This window comes from Knoellia remsis (assembly GCF_003002895.1).
Classification (GTDB): Bacteria; Actinomycetota; Actinomycetes; order Actinomycetales; family Dermatophilaceae; genus Knoellia; species Knoellia remsis.
Genome location: NZ_PVTI01000004.1, coordinates 1 through 24,662, shown reverse-complemented (window position 1 = coordinate 24,662; position 24,662 = coordinate 1). Strand labels below are relative to the sequence as shown.

Here is a 24,662-nt window from a genome sequence, read left to right as displayed (position 1 = left end):
GGGGGTCACGCGCGCCCAGCCGGGGTTCGGGGAGGGCTGCTGGGTCGTCAGCCCTTGACTCCTCCTTCGTTGGCACCGCGGGTGAAGTGGCGCTGGAAGGCGAAGAAGAGGATCGCCACGGGGATGGTCGTGAGGAGGGCCGCGCCGAGCTTGAGCGGGTACTGCGTGCCGGAGCTCAGCTCGCCGCTGGCCAGGCTCGCGAGCCCCGTGACCAAGGTCTTGCGTTCGGGACTCTGCGTCGTGACGAGGAAGTGGGTGAACTCGTTCCACGACCCCTGGAAGGACAGGATCGTCAGGGTGAGCAGGGCCGGCTTGGCCATCGGCAGGACCACGGACCAGAACGTCCGGAAGACACTCGCCCCGTCGATGCGCGCGGCCTCCTCGATCGAGACGGGGATCGTGTCGAAGAACTGCTTCATGATGAAGACGCCGGCGGCGTCGACGATGAGCGGCAGAATCATCGCGGTGTAGGTGTCGTAGATCCCGAGGTACTTCACCATGAGGAACTTCGGGATGAGCAGGGCGACACCGGGCACGCTCATGACAGCGAGGACCGTGGCGAAGAGGAAGCCGCGGCCGCGGAACTTGAGTCGGGACAAGGCATAGCCGGCGAGGCTGTCGAGGAAGACCCGGCCCGCAGTGATGACGATCGCCACGAGGAACGAGTTCTGCGTCCACGTCATGATCGGGACGGCGGAGCCGCCGATGCCGAAGATCCGCTTCCAGGCCGACAGGTCGAGCGGGTTCGGGATGAGCCCGAGCGGGTTGTCCGTCGCCGCGGCGTCCGACTTGAACGACGTCGCGATCTGGATGAAGAACGGGTAGATGAAGAAGAGTGCGAAGAGGATGAGCAGCCCGTAGAACAGCGCGAGCTTCCACGTGGGCGTGCGGGCGGTCATGCGCGGTCTCCTGCCTCTGCGGCGGCGCCGCTCGTCGTCGAGCCGACCGGGCGGCCGAGGCCGAGGCCCCGGCGCCGGCGGCGGGGTGCGGCGTCGCGGTCTCGCAACAGCCAGCGCTGGAACGACGTGATGGCGACGATGAGCGCGAAGACGACGAACGAGATCGCCGCGCCGGTGCCGTAGTCGAGGCTCGTGAAGGACTGCTTGTAGGACAGGAACGCCGGCGTGAGGGTCGTGTTCGCAGGGGCGCCCTTGCCCATGACGTAGATCTGGTCGAAGACCTGCCAGGTGCCGATGAGGCCGAGCGTCGTCACGAGGAAGAACGCCGGCTTGAGCATCGGGATGGTGATGTGCCGCAGCTTCTGCCAGCCCGACGTGCCGTCGAGCAGCGCCGCCTCGTCGACCTCCTCGGGCAGGTCCTGCAGCGCCGCGAGGAACATGAGCATGAACGTGCCGGTCGTCGTCCACACGACGAGGAAGATGACGACGCACATCGCGACCGACGGCCCGGCGAACCACTCCCAGAGGGTGCGCCCGAACACCTCCGCCTGCGCGAACGCCGGTGTCCCGTCGACCCCGAACGCGCCCGCGACGATGTGGAAGAGCCCGCGAGAGTCGGAGAACCATGCCGGACCGTCGATGCCGAACCAGGACAGCACCGCGTTGACGGCGCCCGAGTTCGCGAAGAGGAAGATGAAGACGACCGAGATGGCGATCGAGCTCGTCACCGAGGGGAAGTAGAAGGCGGTCCGGAAGAAGCCCTTCCCCCTGAGGAACCGGTTGTTGACGATGAGCGCGAGGAAGAACGCGAGCGCCGTCTGCAGCGGCACGACGAAGAGCACGAACCAGAAGTTGTTGCCGAGCGACTGCATGAACGTCTCACGCGTCAGCCCGTCCTCGGTGAAGAGCGCGGTGTAGTTGTCCAGCCCGACGAACCGCGCGTTCTCGCCGCCACCGAACGGCGAGCCGTTACCGTTCCACGACGTCAGGCTGACATAGAGCGCCATGAGCACGGGGATGAAGAGGAACACCCCAAGGATGGCGATCATCGGCGCGGTGAAGAGCCACCCGGCGGCGGCGTCACCGCGACGTCCGCGGCCGCGCGCAGACCCGCCGCGGCGCGGCCCCGACCCGCGGCCGGGCGTCACCCGGCCGCGGGTGGCGGACACGTCGGTCGTCACCGGCGTCACTTCCCCTGGATGACGGCTTCGCCGTTCTTCTGCAGCGTGTCGAGGATGGCCTTGGGGTCCTTGGACTTCAGCTGCTCGAGGTCGGTGTTGAAGGCGGCGTTCACCGGCTCGTAGCCCGCGAGGTTGACCGGACCCTGGCCGTACTCTCCGCCGGCGGCGAACGCCGCGTCCTGCGGGAAGTCCTTGGCGTACTGCTCGACGCCCGCGGTCGTCGACGGCATGACGCCGAACGCCTTGGCGAACTCCATCTGCTGCTCGGTCGAGGTCAGGCTCTTGACGAGATCGACCGCCGCCGCCTGGTTCTTCGACTTGGCGGCGATGCCCCAGCAGTTGCTGAAGAGCAGCGTGCCCTTGCCCTTGGGTCCCGCGGGCAGCTCTGCCACGGTGGCCTTGACGTTCGGGAAGTCCTTCTGGAGGGCACCGCGGATCCAGTTGCCCTCGATCGTCATGGCCGCGGTGCCCTTGCCGAGAGCCTCGCCGCCCCAGCCGGCGTCGACCTCCTTGGCGTACTTCATCGTGCCGTCGGTGAGCATCTTCTTGACGAAGGTCAGCGCCTCGACGTTCTCCGGCGAGTTCGCCGTCATCTCGGTGCCGTCCTCGTTGACGATCCAGCCGCCGGCCTGCTTCATGAAGGCGCCGACGCGGGCGGCTTCACCGCTGATGACGAGCCCGGTGACGTTGCCGCTCGTGAGCTTCTTGGCCGTGGCCTCGAGGCTCGGCCAGTCCTTGGGGATGTCGGCTTCGGTGAGGCCGGCCTTGGCCCACAGGTCGGAGTTGATGACGAGGCCGAGGGTCGAGAAGTCCTTCGGAGCGCACTGGAGCTTGCCGTCGTAGGTGTAGGTCTGGACGAGGCTGTCGAGGAAGCCGGCGTCCTTGACCTCGTCGCCGTAGGCGTAGAGGTTGCCCGCCTTGGCGAAGTCGCCGACACGCGAGGCGTCGGTGTAGAAGACGTCTGGCGGGTTGCCGCCGGCGAAGCCCTGGCCAAGCTGCTGGTTGAGATCGGAGGCCACGACCACCTCGGCCGTGTTGCCGGACTTCTTCGCCCACGCGTCGGCTGCGGCCTTGACGGCGTTGGTCTCTGCGTCACCGGAGGTGCCGATGAGGATCGTCAGCTTGGCGGGGCCACTCGACTGCTGCGGCGAGCCGGCCTCCTCCTCGAAGCCGCCCCCTCCGCAGGCGGTGAGGGCGAGGGCGAGGGTGCCGGTGCAGACGATGGCGGCGCGGCTGCGCCGCGGTGTCGTGGACTTCATGGTGTCTCCTCCAAGGGGGGTGGCAGGGGTTGGTGTCAGTGGTCGTATGCCGGGTGCGCGCGTCGTCCTCGCAGGCCCACCCGGGAGAGTGGTCAGGTGCGTTCGGTGCTGGCGTCCGGCACGAGCTCGGGGGCGAGCATCACTCCGGCAGAAGGGAGCTCATCGTCGGTGAGCTGGTCGTGCACCTGGGTGAGCAGGGTGTCGGCGATGGCGCCGTAGGGCTGGTGGACGCTCGTGAGGCCGTGGGTCCGTGCCGTCTGGGAGCCGTCGAAGCCGACGATGCCGACGTCCCGCCCGGGGATGAGCCCGCGGCGTAGGAGGACCTGGTGGACGCCCAGCGCCAGCACGTCGGACGTGCACACGATCGCGCCTCCTCCTCCCACGGAGTCGACGAGTCCCTCGGCGGCGGCCATCGCGCTGACGAGATCCTGTTCGGCCCGCGCCTCCGGTCCGTCGAGACCGTGCCGCTCGAGGGCATCCACCCATCCGGAGCGTCGCTCGTCCCCGATGGCCGACCCGTCGGGCCACCCGAGCCAGCCGATGCGCTCGTAGCCGCGTGCCGCGAGGTGGTCCACCGCGTCGGACGTGCCGGCCCGGCCGTCGACGTCGGCCCATGCCGTGAAGGACGGGTCGTCCCAGACGCGACCGAACGAGGCGAACGGGACCCGTCGCTCACGCAGCCAGCCGGGTCGCGGGTCGTCGGGGTGGGTGTCCATCATGACGAACGCGTCGACGAGCCGGCTGCGCCACATCGACCGGTAGCGCTCCGGCTCCGGGCGGTCCGCGTCGGTGGCGAAGGTGACGATGTGGCAGTCGTGGGCGGGCGCGTGGACCGCGAGCCCGAGGAGGAATGGCGCGAGCGCCTCGCTCGGGGTGGTCCCGAGACCGGTCAGCTCGATGCCGACCGCGCCGGCCCGCTGGTCGCGCAGTGACGTCGCCGCGGTCGAGGGGGTGTAGTCGAGCCGGTCGATCTCGGCGAGCACGCGCTCGAGGGTGTCCGGCCGCACCCGCTCGGGGTGCTTGAGGGAGTTGGAGACGGTCTGGCGCGAGACCCCGGCGGCCTGCGCGACGTCGATGATCGTCGCGCGGCTGCGGCCGGTGGGGACGGTGGCCATCTCGGACTCCTCGGCGGTGAGAACAGTCTCTGGACGACTCGAATTTGAACCTTCAAGTCGCTAGGGTCCTTACTGTGGCCCGCGTCACCGTGGGTGTCAAGAGCGCGAGAGGATCAGGTCCCATGACGAGGTACCAGCAGCCGTGGCTCCACGACCTCGAGATCGCGGTGCGCGGCAACGTCACCTCGCTCGGTGACCGCCTCGGCGACATGGGTGCGGCCGGGACCGGGCTCTTCGTCGACGACGAGCGGGTCGTCACCGTGTGGTCCCTCACCGTCGACGGCGAGGCACCCGCTCCCTTGGCCTCCGGGAGCACCGGCGACCTCACGCGGACGTCCGGGGTCGCACGCGGGCTCGGCGACACCGGGCCGGACCCCACGGTCGAGCTGCACCGTGAGCGGCGTCTCGTCGACCACGGCATGGTCGAGACGGTGACGATCGCCTCCCACGCCGGCCAGCCGGTCACCGCCACCGTGACGCTCGACCTCGCCGCCGACGGTGCGGACATCGCGACCGTCAAGGGCGGGGCCTCCGACCCGCTGCGCGAGCTCACCGTCAGTGACACGGGCGTGGAGTGGCACACGCCGCGCCACTCGCTCCGGCTCACCGGCGATGCTGGCAGCGCGGAGACGACAGGCCCCACGAGGGCGCGCTGGAGCTGGGTCGTCAGCGTCCCGCCGGGTGGCAGCCAGACCCTGACCCTGAGCATCGACGTCGCGAGGAGCGAGGGTGCCGTCTTTGCCACGGATGCTGGCTGGGACCGCGCAGCTTGGGACGCCGTCGAGGTCACGAGTGACGACCCCCGGCTCGGCGCGGTCGTCGCGCAGTCGGTCACCGACCTGCGCGGCCTGCTGCTCACCGATCCCGAGGAGCCGGCCGACGTCTTCGCCGGGGCGGGCACGCCCTGGTACCTCACCCTCTTCGGCCGGGACTCCCTCTGGGCCGCGCGCTTCATGCTGCCGTTCGGCACCGAGCTCGCGGGTGGGACGCTGCGCGCCCTCGCTCGCCGTCAGGGAACCCGCACCGACCCCACGACGGCCGAGGCGCCCGGCAAGATCCTCCACGAGGTGCGCCGGACGGCATACGTCGACCCGGTGACAGGGATGGCCCTGCCCCCGGTCTACTACGGCTCGGTCGACGCAACTCCCCTGTGGCTCAGGCTCGTTCACGACGCATGGCGGTGGGGGATCGACGAGTCCGAGGTCCGCGCCCTGCGTTCGCACATCGATGCCGCGCTGGGGTGGCTGGCCGAGCAGGCCGAGAGCGGTGACGGCCTGCTGCGCTACGTCGACGAGAGCGGCAGCGGGCTCGCCAACCAGGGCTGGAAGGACTCCGGCGACTCGATGCGACGCGACGACGGCAGCGTCGCCCCCGCGCCCATCGCGCTCGTCGAGACGCAGGCGTATGCCGTCGCGGCGGCTCGCGGGGCCGCTGACCTCCTCGAGTCGGTCTGGGGAGAGGACGGCGACTCGTGGCGGAGCTGGGCCGACGACCTGAGTGGCCTTGTGCGGGAACGGTTCTGGGTGGAGGACGTCTCACCGCGGTTCCTCGCCATGGCCATCGACGGTGAGGGTCGGCAGGTCGACGGCATCGGCAGCAACATGGGCCACGTGCTCGGCACTGGCTTGCTCACCGACGCCGAGGCGCGACGCACCGCGCACGTCCTGACCCGCGAGGACCTGCTCGGCGCGGGAGGCATCGGCACCCTCTCGCGGGACAACCCGGCATACAACCCGATCGGCTACCACACCGGTTCGGTGTGGACGCACGACAACGCGGTGGCCGTGCTCGGTCTCGCCGCTGAGGGCTTCGCCGATGAGGCCGGTCGCGTCATACGGTGTCTCGTCGACGTGGCGTCGCGGGTCGAGAACCGCTGGCCCGAGCTGTACGGCGGCGAGCTGCTGCTCGGTTCGCCGGTGCCCTATCCGGCGTCCTGTCGGCCGCAGGCGTGGGCCGCGGCGAGCGTCGGCGCCCTCGTCGAGGCCTCACTCGGACTCGCGCCTGACGCGCCTCGCCGCTCGCTCCGCCTGTCGCCCGTCGCGGCCTCGCCGTTCGGTGCGATGACCGTCCGCGGGCTGCGGGTCGGGGACGTCCCGGTCTCGGTCCGGATGAACGCCGAGGGCGAGGTCATCGACGTCGACGCTCCTGGTCTCGACGTCACCGTCGCCTGAGCGGCCACTCTCGACCCGACTGATTGCCCGTTGTGGCTGCCACAACGGGCAATAAGTCGTCGGTATGCCGGGCGGCTGGGGTCCGCGGGCCTGCGAACTGTGCGCAATCAGTGGGGACTGATTGCCGTTTCCGTTCGCTTGGGTGCTGCAGCGGCATACTGGGGCGATGGTGCGTGTCCTCGCCATCGCTGACGAGGTGGACCACTCCCTGGTGGGGGAGCGGCTCGCTCGGATGGCGCCTGACCTCGTCGTCAGCGCCGGCGACCTCCCGTGGGACTACGTCGAGGCCGTGGCATCTGCCGCGAATGTGCCTCTCGTCTTCGTGCCGGGCAACCACGACCCCGCGCTCGCTCGCACGCGGCTCTCGCGCTCGGGGATGCACCTCGAGGCCGGAATGCCCTGTGCCACACCGCGACCCATCGGCGGCATCAACGTCGACGGGCGCGTCGCCGACGTCGCCGGCCTGCGGATCGCCGGGCTCGGCGGGTGTGTGCGCTACCGACCCGGGCCGAACATGTACTCGCAGGCCGAGTACCGGCGGCGGGCGCTGCTCCTGAGGTGGCGGCTGTGGCTGCACCGTCGGCGCGACCCTCGTGGCGTCGACATCCTCCTCACGCACGCCCCTCCCCGCGGGGTCGGCGACGAGGACGACCGTCCCCACGTCGGGATCGAGGCGTTGCACGGCCTCGTCGAGCGACTCCGTCCGACCTGGCTGCTGCACGGACACATCCATCCGCACGGGATCCGCCGTGAGGACCGCCAGATGGGCGGGACGACCGTGCGCAACGTCGTGCCGGTGCGCCTCTTCGACGTCGAGTCCCGAGGTGGCTCCGGCTGGGCGACCAGCGAGCGCGAGAGCTGGACCCATGCCCTCTGACACCGGCTTCCCGCGCGCCGACGCCGAGGCCGACTTCCTCAAGGTGCGCCGCCAGCAGCGCGTCTCCGGCCTCGCCCGCAAGGTGCGCGGTGAGCAGCGTCGCGTGCTCTCCCTCGACGAGGTCCTCCAGGCGGTCGGCAACCGCGGCGAGGAGGCGCTCGGGGTGCAGAGCATCCCGCTCGACAAGATCGTCGGGTCGGTCGACAAGGTGCGCGAGTTCGACCCGAGCTTCCGGCCGACGTCCGGTCGCAACCGCGCCCGGTGGGAGCGCCTCGCCGAGGCCGTGCGTCGAGGGCAGCCCATCCCGCCCATCGACGTCTACCAGGTCGGCGATCTCTACTTCGTCCGGGACGGGCACCACCGCGTCTCGGTCATGAAGGCGCTGGGGGACACGGCCATCGAGGCCGACGTCACGCGGATCCGCACGACCCTGGACGCGAGCGGCATCCGCGGCCGCGAGGACCTGCGCGGCAAGAACCTGCGCCGGCTCTTCCTCGAACGGGTGCCGCTCGACCGGCTCGCCCGCGGTGAGGTGAGATGCGCTGAGCCGCAGCACTATCCGGAGCTCGCCGAGATGGTCGAGGCGTGGTCGGCGCGGCTCATGTTCCGCGAAGGCGTCCTGCTCACGGCCTCCCACGCGGCGGCGCGGTGGTATGCCGAGGAGTTCACCATGGTCATGGACCTCGCTCGCGACGGCGGGTTCGTCGAACCGGGTGAGGACGAGGGTGACGCCTACGTCCGGCTCGCGGGCACGCGCTACCACCTCATGGGTGCGCATGTGTGGTCCGAGGAGGTCTTCGAGGAGATCGCGCGCTCCCGGCGCAAGGCGCCCAAACGCTGACCGTATGCCGTCCGCGCGACGCGCGCGTGAATCCGCGACGCGCACGGACGGCATACGGTCGCTGGGTTGCGAGCGAGCGTCAGGCCTGGGCGGTCTCGCGCTGCTGTCCGGCGAGGAGGTTCTCGCCGCTCTTGGCGTCGAAGACCTGCATCTGTGCCGTGTCGTACCAGAGCTCGGCGTCCTGACCCGCCTGCGTGCGCGCCGCGGGGTCGAGACGGGCCGTGACCTGCGTGCCGCCGCCGGTCATGTCGTTGCCGGTGTCGGCCGCGAGGTCGTCGAGATCGGCCGACGACGCTCCCTCGCCGCGCACGGTGAAGTAGGCGTAGATGTCCGAGCCCATCGCCTCGACGAGGTCGATCGGCGTCGTGAACCTCGCACCGGGCTTGCCCTCGGGCACGAGCCGGGCATCCTCGAAGTGCTCCGGGCGGATGCCGACGATGACGTCGCGCGAGGACGCGTCCGCCGCCTCGAGGGCCTGCCGCTGCTCGTCGGGCAGGGTCGCCTCGCCGAGCGCGGTCGTGATGCGGCCACCGCCCTCGAGCCGGCCCGGGAGGAAGTTCATCGACGGGCTGCCGATGAACCCGGCGACGAAGAGGTTGTTCGGGTGCTCGTAGAGCTCGGTGGGGGAGCCGACCTGCTGGATGACGCCGCTGCGCATGACGACGACGCGGTCCCCGAGCGTCATCGCCTCGGTCTGGTCGTGGGTGACGTAGATCGTCGTCGTGCCGAGGCTCTTCTGGATGCGGGACACCTGGGTGCGCATCTGGACGCGCAGCTTCGCATCGAGGTTCGACAGCGGCTCGTCCATGAGGAAGGCCTTGGGCGAGCGCACGATCGCGCGTCCCATCGCCACCCGCTGTCGCTGGCCGCCGGAGAGGTTCGACGGCCGGCGGTCGAGGTGCTGGCTCAGCTCGAGCATCTCGGCGGCCTCGCCGACCTTCTGCTGGATCGTCGCCTTGTCGACCCCGGCGAGCTTGAGCGGGAAGCCCATGTTCTCGCCGACCGTCATGTGCGGGTAGAGCGCGTAGGACTGGAACACCATGGCGATGTCGCGGTCCTTCGGGGCCTTGTCGTTGACGACTTCACCGTCGATGAGCAGCTTGCCCTGGGTGATGTCCTCGAGGCCGGCGACCATGTTGAGGGTCGTCGACTTCCCGCAGCCGGACGGGCCGACGAGGATGATGAACTCACCGTCGGCGATCTCGAGGTTGAAGTTGTCGACGGCGAGCGCACCGTCGGGGTACCTCTTGACGACGTTGTCGAGGACGATCTCTGCCATGACTGCTCCTTCGGGTCCGGCGCGGGTGCTGGGGAGTGTGGTGGTGGGCTCAGCCCTTGACGGCGCCGGACGTCAGTCCGGCCACGATCCGTCGCTGGAAGAGCAGGACGAAGATGACGATGGGGATGGTGATGACGACGGCTGCGGCCGCGATCGGGCCGGTCGGCTTCTCGAACGTCGTCGCACCCGTGAAGTACGACATCGCCGCGGGCACGGTGCGCGACGCCGACGTCGACGTCAGCGAGATGGCGAACAGGAAGTCGTTCCAGCAGCCGATGAAGACGAGGATCGCGGTGGTGAAGACACCGGGCATCGCGAGCGGGGTGATCACCTGGCGGAACGCCTGGTAGGGCGTCGCGCCGTCCATCTTCGCCGCCTTCTCGAGCTCCCACGGGATCTCGCGGAAGAAGGCGGAGAGGGTGTAGATCGCGAGCGGGAGGGCGAAGGTGATGTACGGGATGATGAGGCCGAGCCAGGTGTCGAAGATGCCGAGCGTCGTCTCGATCTTGAACAGCGGTGTCACGAGCGCGATCTGGGGGAACATCGAGATGAGCAGCGACATCGCGACGATGGTCCGCTTGCCGGGGAAGTCGAGTCGCGCGATGGCGTATGCCGCCATCGTCCCGAAGACGATCGCGACGAATGTCGCGATGAGGCAGATCCCGATCGAGTTGATGAGCGCCCGGGTGAAGTCGGGGTTGCCGAAGATCTGCGAGTAGCTCTCCCAGCTCGGCGACACCGGCAGGAACTTGCCGTCGTTGAGGGTCGCACTGTCCTTGAGGGACAGCGAGATGATCCAGATGACCGGCACGAAGGCGTAGATGAGGACGAGGACGTTGACCAGTGACCAGGTCAGCTTGAGCCGTGGTGTCTCCTGCTGCATCTCAGCGCCTTCCGCCGTCGTCGTTGCCCGGTGCGGCTGCACCGAAGACCTTGATGAAGATGGCCGCGATGATCGCGATCGTGAGGAAGATCAGCACCGCCATGGTCGAGCCGATGCCGAGGTTGAGTCCCTTGATGAGGTTGTTGTAGCCGAGCATCGACACCGACGCCGTGTCGTTGGACCCGCCGGTGAGGACGAAGATGTTGTCGAAGATCCGGAACGCGTCGAGGGTGCGGAAGAGCAGCGCCACGAGGATCGACGGTTTGATGAGCGGGACGGTGATCTGCCAGAACCGCTGCCACGCCGAGCCGCCGTCCATCGCCGCCGCCTTGTGCAGGTCCTCCGGGACGAGCGCGAGGCCGGCCATGAGGAGCAGGGCCATGAACGGCACGGTCTTCCAGACCTCGGCGAGGATGATGATGGCGATCGAGGACCACTTGCCGGTGAGGGGAGCACTGTCCCCGGCGAGCCAGCCGAGGTCTTGGGTCCACGCGAACCGCCACGAGAACGCAGCCACGACGGTGACGATCGCGTAGGGCACGAGTGCCGACGTCCGGACCAGCCCGCGGCCGACGATGGTGCGGTGCATGACGATCGCGAGGAGCATGCCGAAGATCAGCTCGAAGAAGGTGCTGACGACGGTGATGAGCATCGTCACGCCGAACGCCTGCCACCAGATCGGGCTGGACAGGACGGTGACGTAGTTCTCGAGACCGACGAACTCGTTGGCGTCGGGGGTGCGCAGGTCGGCGCGGTTGAGGGACAGCCAGACTGCGTAGACGATCGGGTATGCCGTGACGGCGACCATGAGGATGACCGCCGGTGCGACGAGCTTGATCCCGAGGTTGCGCTCGGCGCGCTTGCCCTCGCTGAACCTCTTGCGGGCGATCTCGGTGCCCTCGTCGGCGTCGCTCCCTCGGCCCGGTCCGCTGTTCCTCGGGTCCTCGGTCTCGTCGATGATGTCGGCCGCTGCGGCCTCGCCGGCGTTGCTCACGGCAGGATCCCCTTTCCGTCGAGGGTCTCCTCGATGAGTGAGCGGAGCTCGGACGTCGAGGACTCGGGGTTGATGGCCGACGGCGGCGACAGGTTCGTCGACACCAGCGTCGAGATGTTCTGGTACATCGGGGTGCGCGGCCGCGGCACGGCGTTCTTCAGCTCCTCGAGCATGACGTCGCCCATGGGGTACTGCTCGCGGAACTGCGCGTTGCTCGTGTAGATCTTCTCGAGGACGGGCGCCGCGCCGGCGTCGAGGGCGGCCTTGACCTGGTTCTGCTCGTTGCGCAGGCACATGGCCGCCTCGTAGGTCTCCTCGGGGTTCTTGCTGTAGGTGCTGATGGCGTAGTTCATGCCGCCAAGGGTGACCTTCGGCGGTTCACCGGCCTTGACGGTCGGGAACGGGGCGTACCCAAGATCCTGGGCGACCTCGGGGTTGGCCTCCCGCATCGCCGACAGGACGTAGGGCCAGTTGAGCGCGAAGGCCGCACGCCCGGACTGGAGGTCAGCGAAGACCTCGGGCTCCTGGGCGTTGGAGAGTGAATCGCTGGTGAGTCCGGAGGTCGCGATCTTCTTCATCAGGCCGAGGCCCTGGACCGCCTTGTCGTCGAGGGTGACCTTGGTCGAGTCCTCGTTGACGAAGGTCCCGCCATAGGCGTTGAGCATGTTCGTGATGTTGACGACGTAGCCCTCGTACTGCGCGCCAGTCAGCGAGATGAGGTAGGGCTTCTGCTCGTCCTTGAGCGCCTGCGCCTGCTCGAGCAACTGGTCCCACGTCTCCGGCGCCTTCGGGACAAGGCTCTTGCGGTACCAGAGGATCTGGACGTTCGTCGTGCGCGGGATGGCGTAGAGCTTGTCCTTCCACATCGCCGTGTCGATGGGCGGCTGGAGGACGCCCTCGGTCGCGGCCTGGGCCTTGTCGCCGGTGAGCTCACGGATCCAGCCGGCCTCGGCGAACTCCGCGGTCCACGTGACGTCCATGCCGAGCAGGTCGAGGCTGTCGTCGCGGGCCGCGAGGCGCCGGACGAACTGCTCGCGCTGGCCGTCGGCGTCACTGGGGAGAAGGTTGCCGACGATGCGGTACTTGCCGGCGGCCTCCTTGTTGCAGCTCGCGATGATCTCGTCGAACTTCACGTCCGAGGCGCCACCATAGAGGTTGATGACCTTGCCTTCGGGGCCGTTCGAGCACGCGGCCGTGACCGCTGTCAGGGCGATGACGCCGGCCCCGGCGACCCACCGGCGGCGGGTGTGTCCGGACCGGCGCGACGTCGTGCGTCGTCGGGTCATCGGGGGAACCTCCTCCTCGGCCACGACGGTGTGACCTGCGTCTCACCCAATACCCATCCGGCCGGATGTGCAAGGGGACGGCGGCGAGGCGTGTCGGCTCAGTGCGTCGCGAGCGAGACGACGTCGCCCACCACGACGACGGCCGGGGACTCGACGCCGCGCTCCAGGGCGAGAGATCCGATATCCGCGAGGGTCCCGATGGTGACGCGTTGCGTCGGGAGGAAGCCATGTTCGATGATCGCGACGGGGCACTGCGGCGAGCGGCCCTGTGCCACAAGGGATTTCGCGGTGTCGTTCAGGCCGGATACCCCCATGAGGAGCACGAGGGTGTGGTCCGAGCCGACGGGCAGGTCGGGGATCTGCTCGTGACCCGTGACGACGGTGAACGACTTCGCGAGACCGCGGTGGGTCACCGGGATGCCGGCCGCCGCAGGGACGGAGATCGCGCTCGTCACTCCGGGCACGACCTCGACGGGTATGCCGTGTGCCTCGCACGCGAGGCGTTCCTCACCTCCACGGCCGAGGACGTAGGGGTCGCCGCCCTTGAGGCGGACGACGCCGTGGCCGCGCTGTGCCTCCTCGACGAGGATCTCGTTGATCCGGGTCTGTGGCACCGGGTGGTTGCCGGGGGTCTTGCCGACGTCGATGACGCGCACGGTCTGCGGCAGCCGGTCCACGACGGCGCGCGGGGCGAGGCGGTCGACGACGACGACGTCGGCGGTCGCGAGCAGCTCGTGGCCGCGGGTCGTGAGCAGTCCGTCCGCGCCGGGGCCGCCGCCGACGAGGGCGACCCATCCGCCGTCGCGCGGTCGGTGCCGGCGCAGGTCGAGCTGTCCGGTGCGCAGGGCGAGGTCGATGCCGTTGCGAATCGTGCTGGCGCGCAGGGGATCCGCGCCGGTGTGCACGGCGACGGTGACCTCCCCGTCCGGTGTCGCCACCGTGGCACGGGCGGGAACCGAGGCCGTGGTCGCCGACGCATCGGTCGCGTCGATGCACCAGGTCCGCTGAGCGGTCGCGTCGTCGCGCACCGCGGCGTCGACGAGGGGGTCGCCGGTCGCGGTGTGCACGAGCCACGCACCGTCGAGGTCGAGAGGCCCGGTGTAGTCGCGGCGAAGCCAGTCGACCCGCTCGGCGTTGGCCTCGACGAGGTCGTGGACGTCCTCACAGGCCCACGGCGTCACGAGGCGCACCAGTGCGCCCTCGTCCAGCACCGCCCTCAGGCGCCGCGCCGTGACCGGACCACCGCCGCACATGACGACGAGCCGGTCACCCAGGTCGAGGACGAGGGGGAGTGCGCCCTTCAGATCTCCCATTCCTCGTCACCCTCCGGTCGGGTCGGCGCGTCCGCGGCGGTCGGGAGCGTGGCGCCGACCATGCCCGCGGCGACGGTGCGCCCGTCGTGGGCGTCGATGAGGAGGAAGGAGCCGCCACGGCGGGAGACCGAGTAGTTCTCGACGGGAACCGGCCCGGCGAGACGCAGCCGGACGAGCCCGATGTCGTTGAGCGACAACGTCTCCGACGGCACGGCGTGCAGGTCGTCGAGGTCGAGTGCCCCATCAATCGTGCGCACCGCGGTCTGCACCGTGCGCGACCCGTGCTTGAGCAACAGGCGCTGACCGGGGCGCAGTGGTGCATCGCCGAGCCAGCAGACGACCGCCTCGATGTCCTGGGTCGGATCGGGCGCGCCGTCCACCGCGGCGATGACGTCCCCGCGGGAGATGTCGATCTCGTCGGTGAGGCGCAGGGTCACCGACTGACCCGCGAACGCTTCGTCGAGGGTCCGCTCGCCGAGGTCGATGCCCGCGACCGTCGAGCGCTGCCCGGACGGGAGGGTGACGACCTCCTCGCCGACCCGGACGACGCCGGAGGCGACCTGGCCGGCATACCCGCGGTAGTCGCGGTGCGCCGCGTCGCGCGCGGCGCCCTGCGGGCGGATGACGAGCTGCACCGGCATACGGAAGGACTCGCGCACCGGGTCGTCGGCCGGGGACAACGTCTCGAGGAGGCCGAGGAGGGTCGGCCCGGAGTACCACGGTGTGCGGGCCGACGGCTCGGCGACGTTGTCGCCGTCGAGAGCGCTCACCGGGATGGCGGTGGCCTCCTCGACGCCGAGCTCATGCGCGACCTGCTGCACCTCGGCGTTGACGCGGTCGAAGACCTCCTGCGAGAAGTCGACGAGGTCGATCTTGTTCACCGCGACGATGACGTGCGGGACGCGGAGCAGCGCGGTGACGGCGAGGTGGCGGCGGGTCTGCTCGAGCACGCCCTTGCGGGCGTCGACGAGGAGGACGACGACGTCGGCGGTGCTCGAGCCGGTGACGGTGTTGCGGGTGTACTGCACGTGGCCCGGGCAGTCGGCGAGGACGAAGGAGCGCTGGGCCGTGGCGAAGTAGCGGTAGGCGACGTCGATGGTGATGCCCTGCTCACGCTCGGCGCGCAGGCCGTCGGTGAGGAGGGCGAGGTCGGCGGCCGTGAGGCCGCGGTCGCGCGAGACCCGCTCCACGGCCGCAAGCTGGTCGGAGAGAACGGATTTCGTGTCGTGGAGGAGGCGGCCCACGAGGGTGGACTTGCCGTCGTCGACGGATCCGGCGGTCGCGAGCCGAAGCAGCGTTCCCGAAGTCACCGGGGCCTGCGAGGTCAGGGCACCCATCAGAAATATCCCTCCTTCTTGCGGTCCTCCATGGCGGCCTCGGAGATGCGGTCGTCGGCGCGGGTGGCGCCACGCTCGGTGAGCGTTGACGCGGCGACCTCGACGACGATCTCGGCGTTGGTGCGGGCCGGGGACTCGACGGCGCCGGTGCAGGACATGTCGCCGACGGTGCGGTAGCGGACCGTGCGCGTCTCAACGGTCTCGTCCTCGCGCGGCTGGGAGTGCGGACCGACGGCGAGCCACATGCCGTCGCGGCGGAAGACGTCGCGCTCGTGTGCGTAGTAGAGCGGAGCGAGCGGGATGTTCTCGCGCTCGATGTAGCTCCACACGTCGACCTCGGTCCAGTTGCTGATCGGGAAGACGCGCACGTGCTCGCCGGGGCGGTGGCGCGGGTTGAACAGGCTCCACAGCTCGGGGCGCTGGTTCTTGGGGTCCCACTGCCCGAACTCGTCGCGCAGGCTGACGATCCGCTCCTTGGCGCGGGCCTTCTCCTCGTCGCGCCGGCCGCCGCCGAAGACGCCGTCGAACCGGTTCTCGTTGATGGCGTCGAGCAACGGCACGGTCTGGAGGGCGTTGCGCAGGCCGTCGGGACGCTCCCGGAGGCGACCGTCGTCGATGTAGTCCTGGACGTTGGCGACGACGAGCCGCAGGCCGAGCCGGTCGACGGTCTCGTCGCGGTAGGCGAGGACCTCGGGGAAGTTGTGCCCGGTGTCGACGTGCAGCACGGGGAACGGGATCGGCGCCGGCCAGAACGCCTTCGCCGCAAGGTGCAGCATGACGACCGAGTCCTTGCCGCCGGAGAAGAGCAGGGCGGGGCGCTCGAGCTCGCCGACGATCTCGCGGATGACGAGGATGGCCTCGCTCTCGAGGGCGTCGAGCTGGCTGAGGACTCGGGGCTGCGCGGTCTCCTGGGCGTGCACGACCTCGTCGGTGTGGGTTCGGTCGGTTCGGTCGATGATGGTGGCGCTCATGTGTGGATCCCGCATTCGGTCTTGGACAGGCCGGCCCAGCGGCCGGATCGTGGGTCGTCTCCGGGGGCGACGCGCTGGGTGCACGGTTCGCACCCGATCGAGGGGTAGCCGTCGTACATCAGCAGGTTCACGGGCACGGAATGCTCGTGCGCGTATGCCGTGACGTCGTCGAGTGACCACGTCACCAGGGGGTTGACCTTGACGAGGCCGTGCTTCTCGTCGAACGTCACGAGCGGGGTGTTCGTCCGGGTCGGGGCCTCGTCGCGGCGGACGCCGGTGACCCAGGCCTCGTAGCCGGCGAGCGTGCGAGCCAGCGGCTCCATCTTGCGCATCGCGCAGCAACGGGCCGGGTCGCGCTCGAAGAGGCGCGGGCCGTACTTCGCGTCCTGCTCGGCGACGGTGAGCTCGGGCAGGACGTCGACGACGGTGACGTCGAGCTCGTCGGCCACGCGGGCGCGGGTGCCGTGGGTGTCGGCGAAGTGGTAGCCCGTCTCGAGGAACAGGACGTCGACACCCGGGGCGTGTTGCGAAATGAGGTGCGGCAGAACGCCTTCGGCCATGCTGCAGGCGACGGCGAGGGTGCCGGGGAAGGCCTGCGCGGCCCAGCGGGCGACGCCCTCGGCGTTGGTGTCGTCGAGCTCGGCGCCCTCGAGCGCGAGGGCGCGCAGCTCCTCGATGCTGCGCTTCGGACGTGCGGACTCGATGCCGGTATGCCGTGCCGTGCCGTGCGGGGTCGGTGCCCCTGTCGTTGTCGCGGGCGTCGTCGTCATGTCAGCTCCTCGTCGTCGACGCGGTGGGCCCACGAGGCGAACGTCTCCGCGGAGGTGCGCTGCGCGGCATACCGACGCACGAGCCGCTCGACGTAGTCGGCGAGGTCGGCCGCGGGAACCTTGAGCCCGCGCACGGTGCGGCCGAGACCGGCCTCGTCGCGTTCGGGGGAGGCGAGGCCACCGCCGAGGTGCACCTGGAAGCCGGGCACCTGGTCACCGGCGTCGGTCGTCGTGATGAGCCCCTTGAGGCCGATGTCGGCGGTCTGGATGCGGGCGCAGGAGTTCGGGCATCCGTTGACGTGCAACGAGATCGGGGTGTCGAGCTCGATGCCCCGGAGCCGCTCCTCGAGCTCGGCGATGACGGCGACGGCGGTGTCCTTGGTGTCGACGATGGCGAGCTTGCAGAACTCGATGCCGGTGCACGCCATCGTCGTGCGCCGGAACGGGCTCGGCGTCGTCGTGAGGCCGAGCTCGCCGAGTCCCGCGACGAGGGTGTCGACCTGGTCCTCGGGGACGCCGAGGACGACGAGCTTCTGGTGGGCGGTGAGCCGGACGGCGTCGGAGCCGGTCCGCTCGACGAGGTCGGCGAGCCCGGAGAGCACGCCGCCGCCGACGCGGCCGACGGTGGGGGCGGCACCGACATAGAAGCGGCCGTCCTTCTGGCGGTGGACGCCGACGTGGTCGCCGGGGCCGGTCGCGGGCTGGGGTGCCGGGCCGTCGGGCAGGGCGCGGCCGAGGTACTCGGTCTCGAGGACCTCGCGGAACTTCTCGGGCCCCCACTCGGCGAGGAGGAACTTCAGGCGCGCCTTGGTCCGCATCCGGCGGAAGCCGTAGTCGCGGAAGATCGAGATGACGCCGTGCCACACGTCGGGGGCGTCGGCCTCGGAGACGAAGACGCCGATGCGCTCGGCGAGCCGAGGGGCGGTCGAGAGTCCGCCACCGACCCAGAGGTCGAAGCCGGGGCCGAGCTCGGGGTGGACGACGCCGACGAGCGAGACGTCGTTGATCTCGTGGACGACGTCGAGGCTCGGGTGGCCGGTGATCGCGGTCTTGAACTTGCGCGGCAGGTTGGACAGCTCGGGGTCGCCGAGCCAGCGCGTCGTGATCTCGCGGATGACCGGCGTCGGGTCGATGATCTCGTCGGCGGCGATGCCGGCGACCGGGCTGCCGAGGAAGCCGCGCGGGGTGTCGCCACACGCCTCGGTCGTCTGCAGCCCGACGGCCTCGAGCCGGCGCCAGATCTCGGGCACGTCCTCGATCGCGATCCAGTGGTACTGGATGTTCTGCCGGTCGCTGATGTCGGCGCTGCCGCGGGCGAAGTCGGTCGAGATGTCGCCGAGGACGCGCAGCTGCTCGGCGCTGAGCGCCTGGCCGTCGCTGCGCACCCGCATCATGAAGTACTTGTCCTCGAGCTCGTGCGGCTCGAGCTGCGCGGTGCGGCCGCCGTCGATCCCGGCCTTGCGCTGGGTGTAGAGGCCCCACCAGCGGAACCGGCCGTGGAGGTCGTCACTCGGGATGGCGTCGAACCCTTCGCGGGCGTAGACGGTCTCGATCCGCTCACGGACGTTGAGGCCGTTGTCGTGCGCCTTGAACGTCTCGTTGTGGTTGAGCGGCTCACGCCCGTCGACCGCCCACTGACCGTTGGACCGCCCGGTGCGAGGTGGTCTCAGGGCGCGGTTCGGGGCGACGGTCGTCATGGGCTCGCTTTCTCGGCAGGGGAGTGGATGCAGCGGTTGTGCTGATGGAAAGCATAAGTCGCGGTTATGGCGATCGTGGAGCGGTCCACGATGTGACCGCCCCTATGACCGTGGCCCTAGAATCGAACACATGTACGAATCGGCTGAGGCTCGCCGCGCCGCACCGGTGAGCCCGCCGCCCCTGCGCCGGGCGGCGAGCCCCGGCGCCCCGGGAGGCTCCCGGCGACCGGGACCGCCGGGCTGGCCGGACCGGGTGCCGCCCCCGCAGGCGACCGGCTGGCAGGTGCCCGCCGTCGGCTGGCTCCTCGACCACTGCCCGTCGGACTACCGCATGTATGCCGTGTGGCGCCGGCATCCGGTCGCCCTCGCCTGGGTGACCACGCACCACCTCGACGCGCAGCTGGGAGCGATGCGGACGGCATACCGAGGCCTGCGGGTCGACCTCGCCGAGCACGTCGAGCCGGAGGGCGTCGCCGCCGCCCTCGCCGCACTCGAGGCCGAGGGGGCGCGGCTGCTCGCGGCCCGTCGCGCCGCCGGCCTGGTGCTCGAGGCGATGCAGGGGCATCACTTCGTGCCGCGTCTGTAGTCGGGATCTGTGGGGCAGGTGAAGACTGCCCGTGTGCCGCGCGTGCGTGCGCGCAGGCGCAGCACCGGGCACTTAGACTCGAGCAGATGACACACCGAGGGAACGAAAGGTTGATGGCGTGAGCGTGTTGGAGGGCATCCAGGGCCCCGAGGACGTCAAGGCGCTGAGCCGCGGCGAGCTGGACACGCTGGCCGAGGAGATCCGGACCTTCCTCGTCGAGGAGGTGTCGCGCACCGGTGGCCACCTCGGCCCGAACCTCGGCGTCGTCGAGCTGACGATGGCGATCCACCGCGTCTTCGACAGCCCGCGTGACGCCGTCGTCTTCGACACCGGCCACCAGTCCTACGTGCACAAGCTGCTCACCGGGCGTCATGACTTCTCCGGCCTGCGAACCCAGGGAGGGCTGTCCGGCTACCCGAGCCGGTCCGAGTCCGAGCACGACATCGTCGAGAGCTCGCACGCGTCGAGCTCACTGTCCTGGGCCCACGGCATCGCCGCGGGGCGCGCCGTCGCGGGGGAACGGGACCGGCACACCGTCGCGGTCATCGGCGACGGTGCCCTCACCGGTGGCATGGCCTGGGAGGCCATCAACAACATCGCGGCCGAGCGCGACCTGCCGCTCGTCATCATCGTCAACGACAACGAACGCTCCTACGCCCCGACGCGCGGCGGCCTCGCCGACCACCTTGCGACGCTGCGCACGACCCGCGGCTACGAGCGCTTCCTCGACTGGGGCAAGCACACCCTCAACCGCACGCCCGTCGTCGGCGGCGCGATGTACGAGACGCTGCACGGCGTCAAGAAGGGCATCAAGGACATCGTCGCGCCGCAGGGGCTCTTCGAGGACCTGGGGCTCAAGTACGTCGGCCCGGTCGACGGCCACGACGTGGCCGCGCTCGAGGCGGCGCTGCGGCGTGCCCGGGCCTATGGCGGGCCGGTGCTCGTCCACGCGATCACCCAGAAGGGCCGCGGCTACGACCACGCCATGAACCACGTCGGGGACCAGTTCCACGCCGTCGGCGTCATCAACCCCGAGACCGGCCTGCCGCTCGAGATCTCCGGCCGGTCGTGGACCGACGAGTTCAGCGACGCCCTCGTCGAGATCGGCGAGGAGCGCGACGACGTCGTCGCCATCACCGCCGCGATGATGATCCCCGTCGGACTCGAGGCCTTCAGCGAGCGGTTCCCGGAGCGCACCTTCGACGTCGGCATCGCCGAGCAACACGCCACGACGATGGCTGCTGGGTTGGCGTATGCCGGTCTGCATCCGGTCGTCGCGATCTATGCCACCTTCCTCAACCGGGCGTTCGACCAGCTCCTCATGGACTGTGCGCTGCATCGCGCGGGAGTGACCTTCGTGCTGGACCGGTCGGGGATCACCGGCCCCGACGGCGCGTCGCACCACGGCATGTGGGACATGTCGATCGCCGGGATCGTGCCCGGACTGCGCCTCGCCGCGCCGCGTGACGGTCAGCAGATCCCGGTCGCGCTGCGCGCCGCGGTCGACGTGTCGGACGGGCCCACGGTGATCCGCTTCCCGAAGGGCTCGGTCGGTGAGGCCATCGAGGCCGTGCGCACCGTCGACGGCGTCGACATCCTCGCCGAGCCCGACGACGGGGAGGTCGACCTGCTGCTCGTCGCCGTCGGTGCGATGGTCGCGCCGTCGCTCACTGTCGCCGAGAAGCTCGGTGCCGAGGGGCTGCGGGTGCGCGTGGTCGACCCGGTGTGGGCGCTGCCGGTGCCCGACGCCGTGGTGGAGCTGGCCCGCAGTGCCGGTCGGGTCGCGGTCGTGGAGGACAACTCGGTCTCCGGTGGCGTGGGCACGCATGTGTCACGGGCGTTGTGCGACACCGGGATCCATGCACCCGTCGACCTCTTCGGACTGCCGCGCGACTTCCTCGACCATGGCTCGCGCGGCCAGGTGCTCGACCGGGTGGGGCTCACCCCGGACGCGATCTCGGCGCGCCTGCTCGACGTCCTGCGCTGAGCTGCCACTGTCGTGGTGAGCTGTCCCTGTCGCGGTGAGCTGCCCCTGCCGTGGTGACTCGTCCCTTTCTGGGTGAGTCGTCCCTGCATGGAGGGACGACTGAGCAGCCAGGGGACGACTCGTGCAGGGAGGGGCAACTCAGCAGCCTGGGGACGACTCGTGCAGGGAGGGGCAACTCAGCAGCCGGGGGACGACTTGTGCCGGGAGCGACAACTCGCTGCTGCTCGCGCCTGCCGCGCGGTTGACTCGTGCGGGTGCTTGGGCAGGCTCCTCGCTCAGGCGGCGTCGAGCCATGTGTTCCTGCGCGTGGGACGCACACCCTGAGCGGCCAGGATGCGCACCATCCGGGAGCCGTCGGCAGCGTCGGCCCACACCCATCGGGCCATCCGGTGCCCGCGAGCCCGAATCCGGTCCTCACGCTTCTTCTCGCGCCACATCACCTCGGCAACGCGGTCGCCCTCCAAGCCATCCAGACCGTACTTCTTGCGCCCGTCGAACTCGCCGAGGGTCCCGAGCCCGACCCAGCCGAAGTCACACACCCCAGCCAGTCCGTCGGCGTCCTCGATCCGAACCTGCAGCTGAGGGCGCGGCAGGTTGAACCGGAACATCTGAACCCTCGAGAGCGACTCGCCCACGGACATCGCCCCCGGGTCGGCGAGGCTGACGGCCAGCTCGGCTTGGGCGCGGCCCCGAGCACCGGCGGGGACGAGGTCCAGTTCGGCGCGCAGCTGCTCACGCGTGCACAGTGCGTGATGGAGGGCATGGTCCATCGCCGCGACAGCGTCCTTGAGGTCCTCGGTCCGCGCGATGTCGATGAGCGTGCGGGTCAGCGACGTGACAGGTAGCCCGTCGACGGTCTCGACCATGCCGGGCTGGCCGAGGTGGCGCCGCATCGTGTCCGACGAACGCCGGGCCTTCGTGGTCAGGACGTCGACGCGCGCCGGCCACGCGGAGACCCGGGGGAGCCGCCACACCGCCGCCGCCGCGGCATGTGAGAACGTCGGGATCGTGTCACCACGCACGTGCATGGCCGTCGCGTGGACGAGGGCAGCGTGTCGTTGCTCAGGCGTCGAACGCTTCCACTCCGGCGCGCCGACGACGACCCCATGGCGAACTCGAGCCCACGTGGCCGCCCCGTCGGCATCGCGCGCGCCGGGATCCTCGCCGAGACGGCGCAGATCAGCCGTCGCGCGCAGCAGCGTCGGGTCGAACGGCGTGGGTCGCTGTGTGGCCATGCTCGATCGTGACAGTTTTCGCGACGGCGACGGCGCCGTCATCCACAGGCCGCGTCGCGGTGCCGGACGAGTCGCGGTGCTGGACCAGCGGTGCGCTGCTGCTGCGCTGGCGAGCCCCCCAGCGCTGTCGAGTCGCCCCTTCGCTGCTGACTCGTCCCTTTGCTGCTGACTCGTCCCTCTATCAAGGGACGACTCATGCAGGGAGGGACAGCTCACCCAGTAAGGGACGACTCACGCGCCGAGGGGCCAGCTCACCCAGCAAGGAACGACTCTCCCAGCAGGGGATGGCTCAGATGTCGCGGAAGATCTCGATCGTCGCGCCCAGGGCGTTGAGGCGCTCGGCGAGGTCCTCGTAGCCGCGGTTGATGACGTAGACGTTGCGCAGCACCGACGTGCCGTTCGCCGCGAGCATGGCAAGCAGCACGACGACACCGGGACGCAGCGCCGGCGGGCACATGACCTCGGCCGGGCGCCACTTCGGCGTCTTGCCGGTGATCATGACCCGGTGCGGGTCGAGCAGCTGCACCGTCCCGCCGACCTTGGTCAGCTCGGTGAGGTAGATCGCGCGGTTCTCGTAGACCCAGTCGTGGATCATGGTCGTGCCCTCGGCGCAGGCCGCGATGAGCGCGAAGAACGGCAGGTTGTCGATGTTGAGCCCCGGGAACGGCATCGGCGCGATCTTGTCGATCGGCGCGGTGAGGTCGCTCGGGAGGATGGTGATGTCGGCGAGCCGCGTGCGGCCGTTCTTGGCGAGGTACTCCTCGGACAGCTCGTACTGCAGGCCCATGCCCTCGAGGGTCGCCATCTCGATCTCGAGGAACTCGATCGGCGCCCGCTCGATGGTGATCGAGGACTCGGTGACGACCGCAGCCGCGATGAGGCTCATCGCCTCGATCGGGTCCTCGCTCGGGGCGTACTCCACGTCGACGTCGATCGACTCGAGGCCGGTGACCTTGAGCGTCGTCGTGCCGACACCCTCGATCTCGACGCCGAGCTCCTGCAGGAAGAAGCAGACGTCCTGGACCATGTAGTTCGACGACGCGTTGCGGATGATCGTCGTGCCGGGGTTGAGGGCGGCCGCGAAGAGCGCGTTCTCGGTGACGGTGTCGCCGCGCTCGGTGAGGACGATGGCCTTCTCCGGGTGGACCGTCCGGTCGACCTTGGCCTCGTAGAAGCCGTGCGTCGCGGTGACGTCGAGACCGAACGCCTTGAGCGCGGTGAGGTGCGGCTCGACGGTGCGCGTGCCGAGGTCACACCCACCGGCATACGGCAGGGAGAACGTGTCGAACTGGTGCAGCAGCGGACCGAGGAACATGATCACCGTGCGCGTGCGGCGCGCCGCCGCGACGTCGATCGCGGCGAGGTCGAGCTCGGCCGGCGGGATGATCTCGAGGTCGCTGCTGTCGGGGAGCCAGCGGACCTTGACGCCCATCGACGTGAGCACCTCGATGATCCGGTTGACCTCCTCGATGCGCGCGAGGTTGCGCAGGGTCGTGCGGCCCTTGTTGAGCAGGGCGGCGCAGAGCAGGCCGACGGCAGCGTTCTTGCTCGTCTTGACGGGGATGGAGCCGGAGAGCTTCTTGCCGCCCTCGATGCGCAGGTGCTGCGGGCCGCTGTGGCCGAGCGAGACGAACTCGCTGCCGAGGGTTTCGCCCACGCGGGCGAGCATCTCGAGGCTGAGGTTCTGCCGGCCCTGCTCGATGCGGGCGACGGCGGACTGGCTCGTGCCGAGCTTGTCGGCGAGCTCGTTCTGGGTCAGGCCCTGGTGGCGGCGCGCGTCCCTGATGAGGGTCCCGATCCGGGTGAGGTAGCTGGACTCAGTCATGCCGAACAGCGTATGTCAGATATGAGATAACGCAAGTTCCGCGGCGCATTCCGTATGCCGTCCGCTCACTGCGCGTATGCCGCCCGCTTCCCGGGTGTCGGCCGGCCGCTCACTGCGCGTATGCCGCCCGCTTCCCGGGTGTCGGCCGGCCGCTCA

The 24,662-nt window shown here is 70.0% G+C and carries 20 protein-coding genes; 5 read left to right on the top strand and 15 right to left on the bottom strand.

Annotated features, from left to right (window positions below):
* Positions 1 to 47: 47 nt before the first annotated feature.
* The 4 genes from BCF74_RS03580 to BCF74_RS03565 all read right to left on the bottom strand — a co-directional run bounded on the left by BCF74_RS03580 (position 48) and on the right by BCF74_RS03565 (position 4,454).
* A complete protein-coding gene (locus tag BCF74_RS03580; RefSeq protein ID WP_106296591.1) occupies positions 48 to 899 on the bottom strand; it encodes a carbohydrate ABC transporter permease in 852 nt (283 codons plus the stop codon).
* Complete coding sequence (locus BCF74_RS03575; protein ID WP_245889194.1) at positions 896 to 2,080, bottom strand: carbohydrate ABC transporter permease; 1,185 nt, start codon at positions 2,078 to 2,080, stop codon at positions 896 to 898. Before BCF74_RS03575 ends, BCF74_RS03580 begins: the two co-directional genes overlap by 4 nt.
* A 5-nt stretch (positions 2,081 to 2,085) precedes the next feature.
* Positions 2,086 to 3,339 (bottom strand): extracellular solute-binding protein, encoded by a 1,254-nt coding sequence (locus tag BCF74_RS03570; protein ID WP_106296590.1) that lies wholly within the window; start codon positions 3,337 to 3,339, stop codon positions 2,086 to 2,088.
* Between the two features lie 92 nt (positions 3,340 to 3,431).
* The gene (locus BCF74_RS03565) at positions 3,432 to 4,454 is read right to left on the bottom strand and encodes a LacI family DNA-binding transcriptional regulator (protein ID WP_106296589.1); all 1,023 of its coding nucleotides are present in this window, start codon (positions 4,452 to 4,454) and stop codon (positions 3,432 to 3,434) included.
* 122 nt (positions 4,455 to 4,576) lie between these two features.
* Here BCF74_RS03565 and BCF74_RS03560 point away from each other — a divergent pair, with 122 nt between their 5' ends.
* The 3 genes from BCF74_RS03560 (at position 4,577) to BCF74_RS03550 (ending at position 8,343) form a co-directional block, all read left to right on the top strand.
* Positions 4,577 to 6,625 carry an amylo-alpha-1,6-glucosidase gene (locus BCF74_RS03560; protein WP_106296588.1) on the top strand — a complete coding sequence of 683 codons (2,049 nt, stop codon included), beginning with the start codon at positions 4,577 to 4,579 and terminating at the stop codon, positions 6,623 to 6,625.
* A gap of 166 nt (positions 6,626 to 6,791) precedes the next feature.
* Positions 6,792 to 7,502, top strand: a complete 711-nt coding sequence (locus BCF74_RS03555; protein WP_106296587.1) for a metallophosphoesterase family protein — start codon at positions 6,792 to 6,794, stop codon at positions 7,500 to 7,502.
* Positions 7,492 to 8,343, top strand: a complete 852-nt coding sequence (locus tag BCF74_RS03550; protein WP_106296586.1) for a ParB N-terminal domain-containing protein — start codon at positions 7,492 to 7,494, stop codon at positions 8,341 to 8,343. The genes BCF74_RS03555 and BCF74_RS03550 overlap by 11 nt, the downstream gene beginning before the upstream one ends.
* A 79-nt stretch (positions 8,344 to 8,422) precedes the next feature.
* On the opposite strand, the gene BCF74_RS03545 is transcribed toward BCF74_RS03550, so the two are convergent.
* From BCF74_RS03545 to BCF74_RS03505, 9 genes are all read right to left on the bottom strand, one after another.
* Complete coding sequence (locus BCF74_RS03545) at positions 8,423 to 9,622, bottom strand: ABC transporter ATP-binding protein (RefSeq protein ID WP_106296585.1); 1,200 nt, start codon at positions 9,620 to 9,622, stop codon at positions 8,423 to 8,425.
* Between the two features lie 49 nt (positions 9,623 to 9,671).
* Entirely contained in the window at positions 9,672 to 10,505 is an 834-nt protein-coding gene (locus BCF74_RS03540) for a carbohydrate ABC transporter permease (RefSeq protein WP_106296584.1), read from the bottom strand.
* Position 10,506: 1 nt separating this feature from the next.
* The gene (locus tag BCF74_RS03535) at positions 10,507 to 11,499 is read right to left on the bottom strand and encodes a carbohydrate ABC transporter permease (RefSeq protein WP_281257170.1); all 993 of its coding nucleotides are present in this window, start codon (positions 11,497 to 11,499) and stop codon (positions 10,507 to 10,509) included.
* Positions 11,496 to 12,785, bottom strand: coding sequence for an ABC transporter substrate-binding protein (locus BCF74_RS03530; RefSeq protein WP_106296706.1), 1,290 nt, complete (start codon positions 12,783 to 12,785; stop codon positions 11,496 to 11,498). Before BCF74_RS03530 ends, BCF74_RS03535 begins: the two co-directional genes overlap by 4 nt.
* Before the next feature lie 98 nt (positions 12,786 to 12,883).
* On the bottom strand, positions 12,884 to 14,098 hold the full coding sequence (gene cobA, locus BCF74_RS03525; RefSeq protein ID WP_106296583.1) for a uroporphyrinogen-III C-methyltransferase: 1,215 nt from the start codon (positions 14,096 to 14,098) through the stop codon (positions 12,884 to 12,886).
* A complete protein-coding gene (locus BCF74_RS03520) occupies positions 14,086 to 15,435 on the bottom strand; it encodes a sulfate adenylyltransferase subunit 1 (RefSeq protein WP_106296582.1) in 1,350 nt (449 codons plus the stop codon). The genes cobA and BCF74_RS03520 overlap by 13 nt, the downstream gene beginning before the upstream one ends.
* A complete protein-coding gene (cysD, locus tag BCF74_RS03515; RefSeq protein ID WP_245889193.1) occupies positions 15,435 to 16,406 on the bottom strand; it encodes a sulfate adenylyltransferase subunit CysD in 972 nt (323 codons plus the stop codon). Before cysD ends, BCF74_RS03520 begins: the two co-directional genes overlap by 1 nt.
* Positions 16,403 to 17,176, bottom strand: coding sequence for a phosphoadenylyl-sulfate reductase (locus BCF74_RS03510; protein WP_106296581.1), 774 nt, complete (start codon positions 17,174 to 17,176; stop codon positions 16,403 to 16,405). The genes cysD and BCF74_RS03510 overlap by 4 nt, the downstream gene beginning before the upstream one ends.
* Complete coding sequence (locus BCF74_RS03505) at positions 17,173 to 18,873, bottom strand: nitrite/sulfite reductase (protein ID WP_106296580.1); 1,701 nt, start codon at positions 18,871 to 18,873, stop codon at positions 17,173 to 17,175. Before BCF74_RS03505 ends, BCF74_RS03510 begins: the two co-directional genes overlap by 4 nt.
* Positions 18,874 to 19,003: 130 nt before the next feature.
* Here BCF74_RS03505 and BCF74_RS03500 point away from each other — a divergent pair, with 130 nt between their 5' ends.
* Together BCF74_RS03500 and dxs are read left to right on the top strand one after the other, a co-directional pair.
* Positions 19,004 to 19,459: a hypothetical protein gene (locus tag BCF74_RS03500; protein ID WP_245889192.1), complete on the top strand. Its 456-nt coding sequence runs from the start codon at positions 19,004 to 19,006 to the stop codon at positions 19,457 to 19,459.
* 118 nt (positions 19,460 to 19,577) lie between these two features.
* Positions 19,578 to 21,446 carry a 1-deoxy-D-xylulose-5-phosphate synthase gene (dxs, locus tag BCF74_RS03495; protein ID WP_106296579.1) on the top strand — a complete coding sequence of 623 codons (1,869 nt, stop codon included), beginning with the start codon at positions 19,578 to 19,580 and terminating at the stop codon, positions 21,444 to 21,446.
* A 275-nt stretch (positions 21,447 to 21,721) separates the two neighbouring features.
* On the opposite strand, the gene BCF74_RS03490 is transcribed toward dxs, so the two are convergent.
* Positions 21,722 to 22,681 (bottom strand): hypothetical protein, encoded by a 960-nt coding sequence (locus BCF74_RS03490; protein ID WP_106296578.1) that lies wholly within the window; start codon positions 22,679 to 22,681, stop codon positions 21,722 to 21,724.
* Between the two features lie 289 nt (positions 22,682 to 22,970).
* The gene (locus BCF74_RS03485; RefSeq protein WP_106296577.1) at positions 22,971 to 24,506 is read right to left on the bottom strand and encodes a helix-turn-helix domain-containing protein; all 1,536 of its coding nucleotides are present in this window, start codon (positions 24,504 to 24,506) and stop codon (positions 22,971 to 22,973) included.
* Positions 24,507 to 24,662 lie beyond the last annotated feature (156 nt).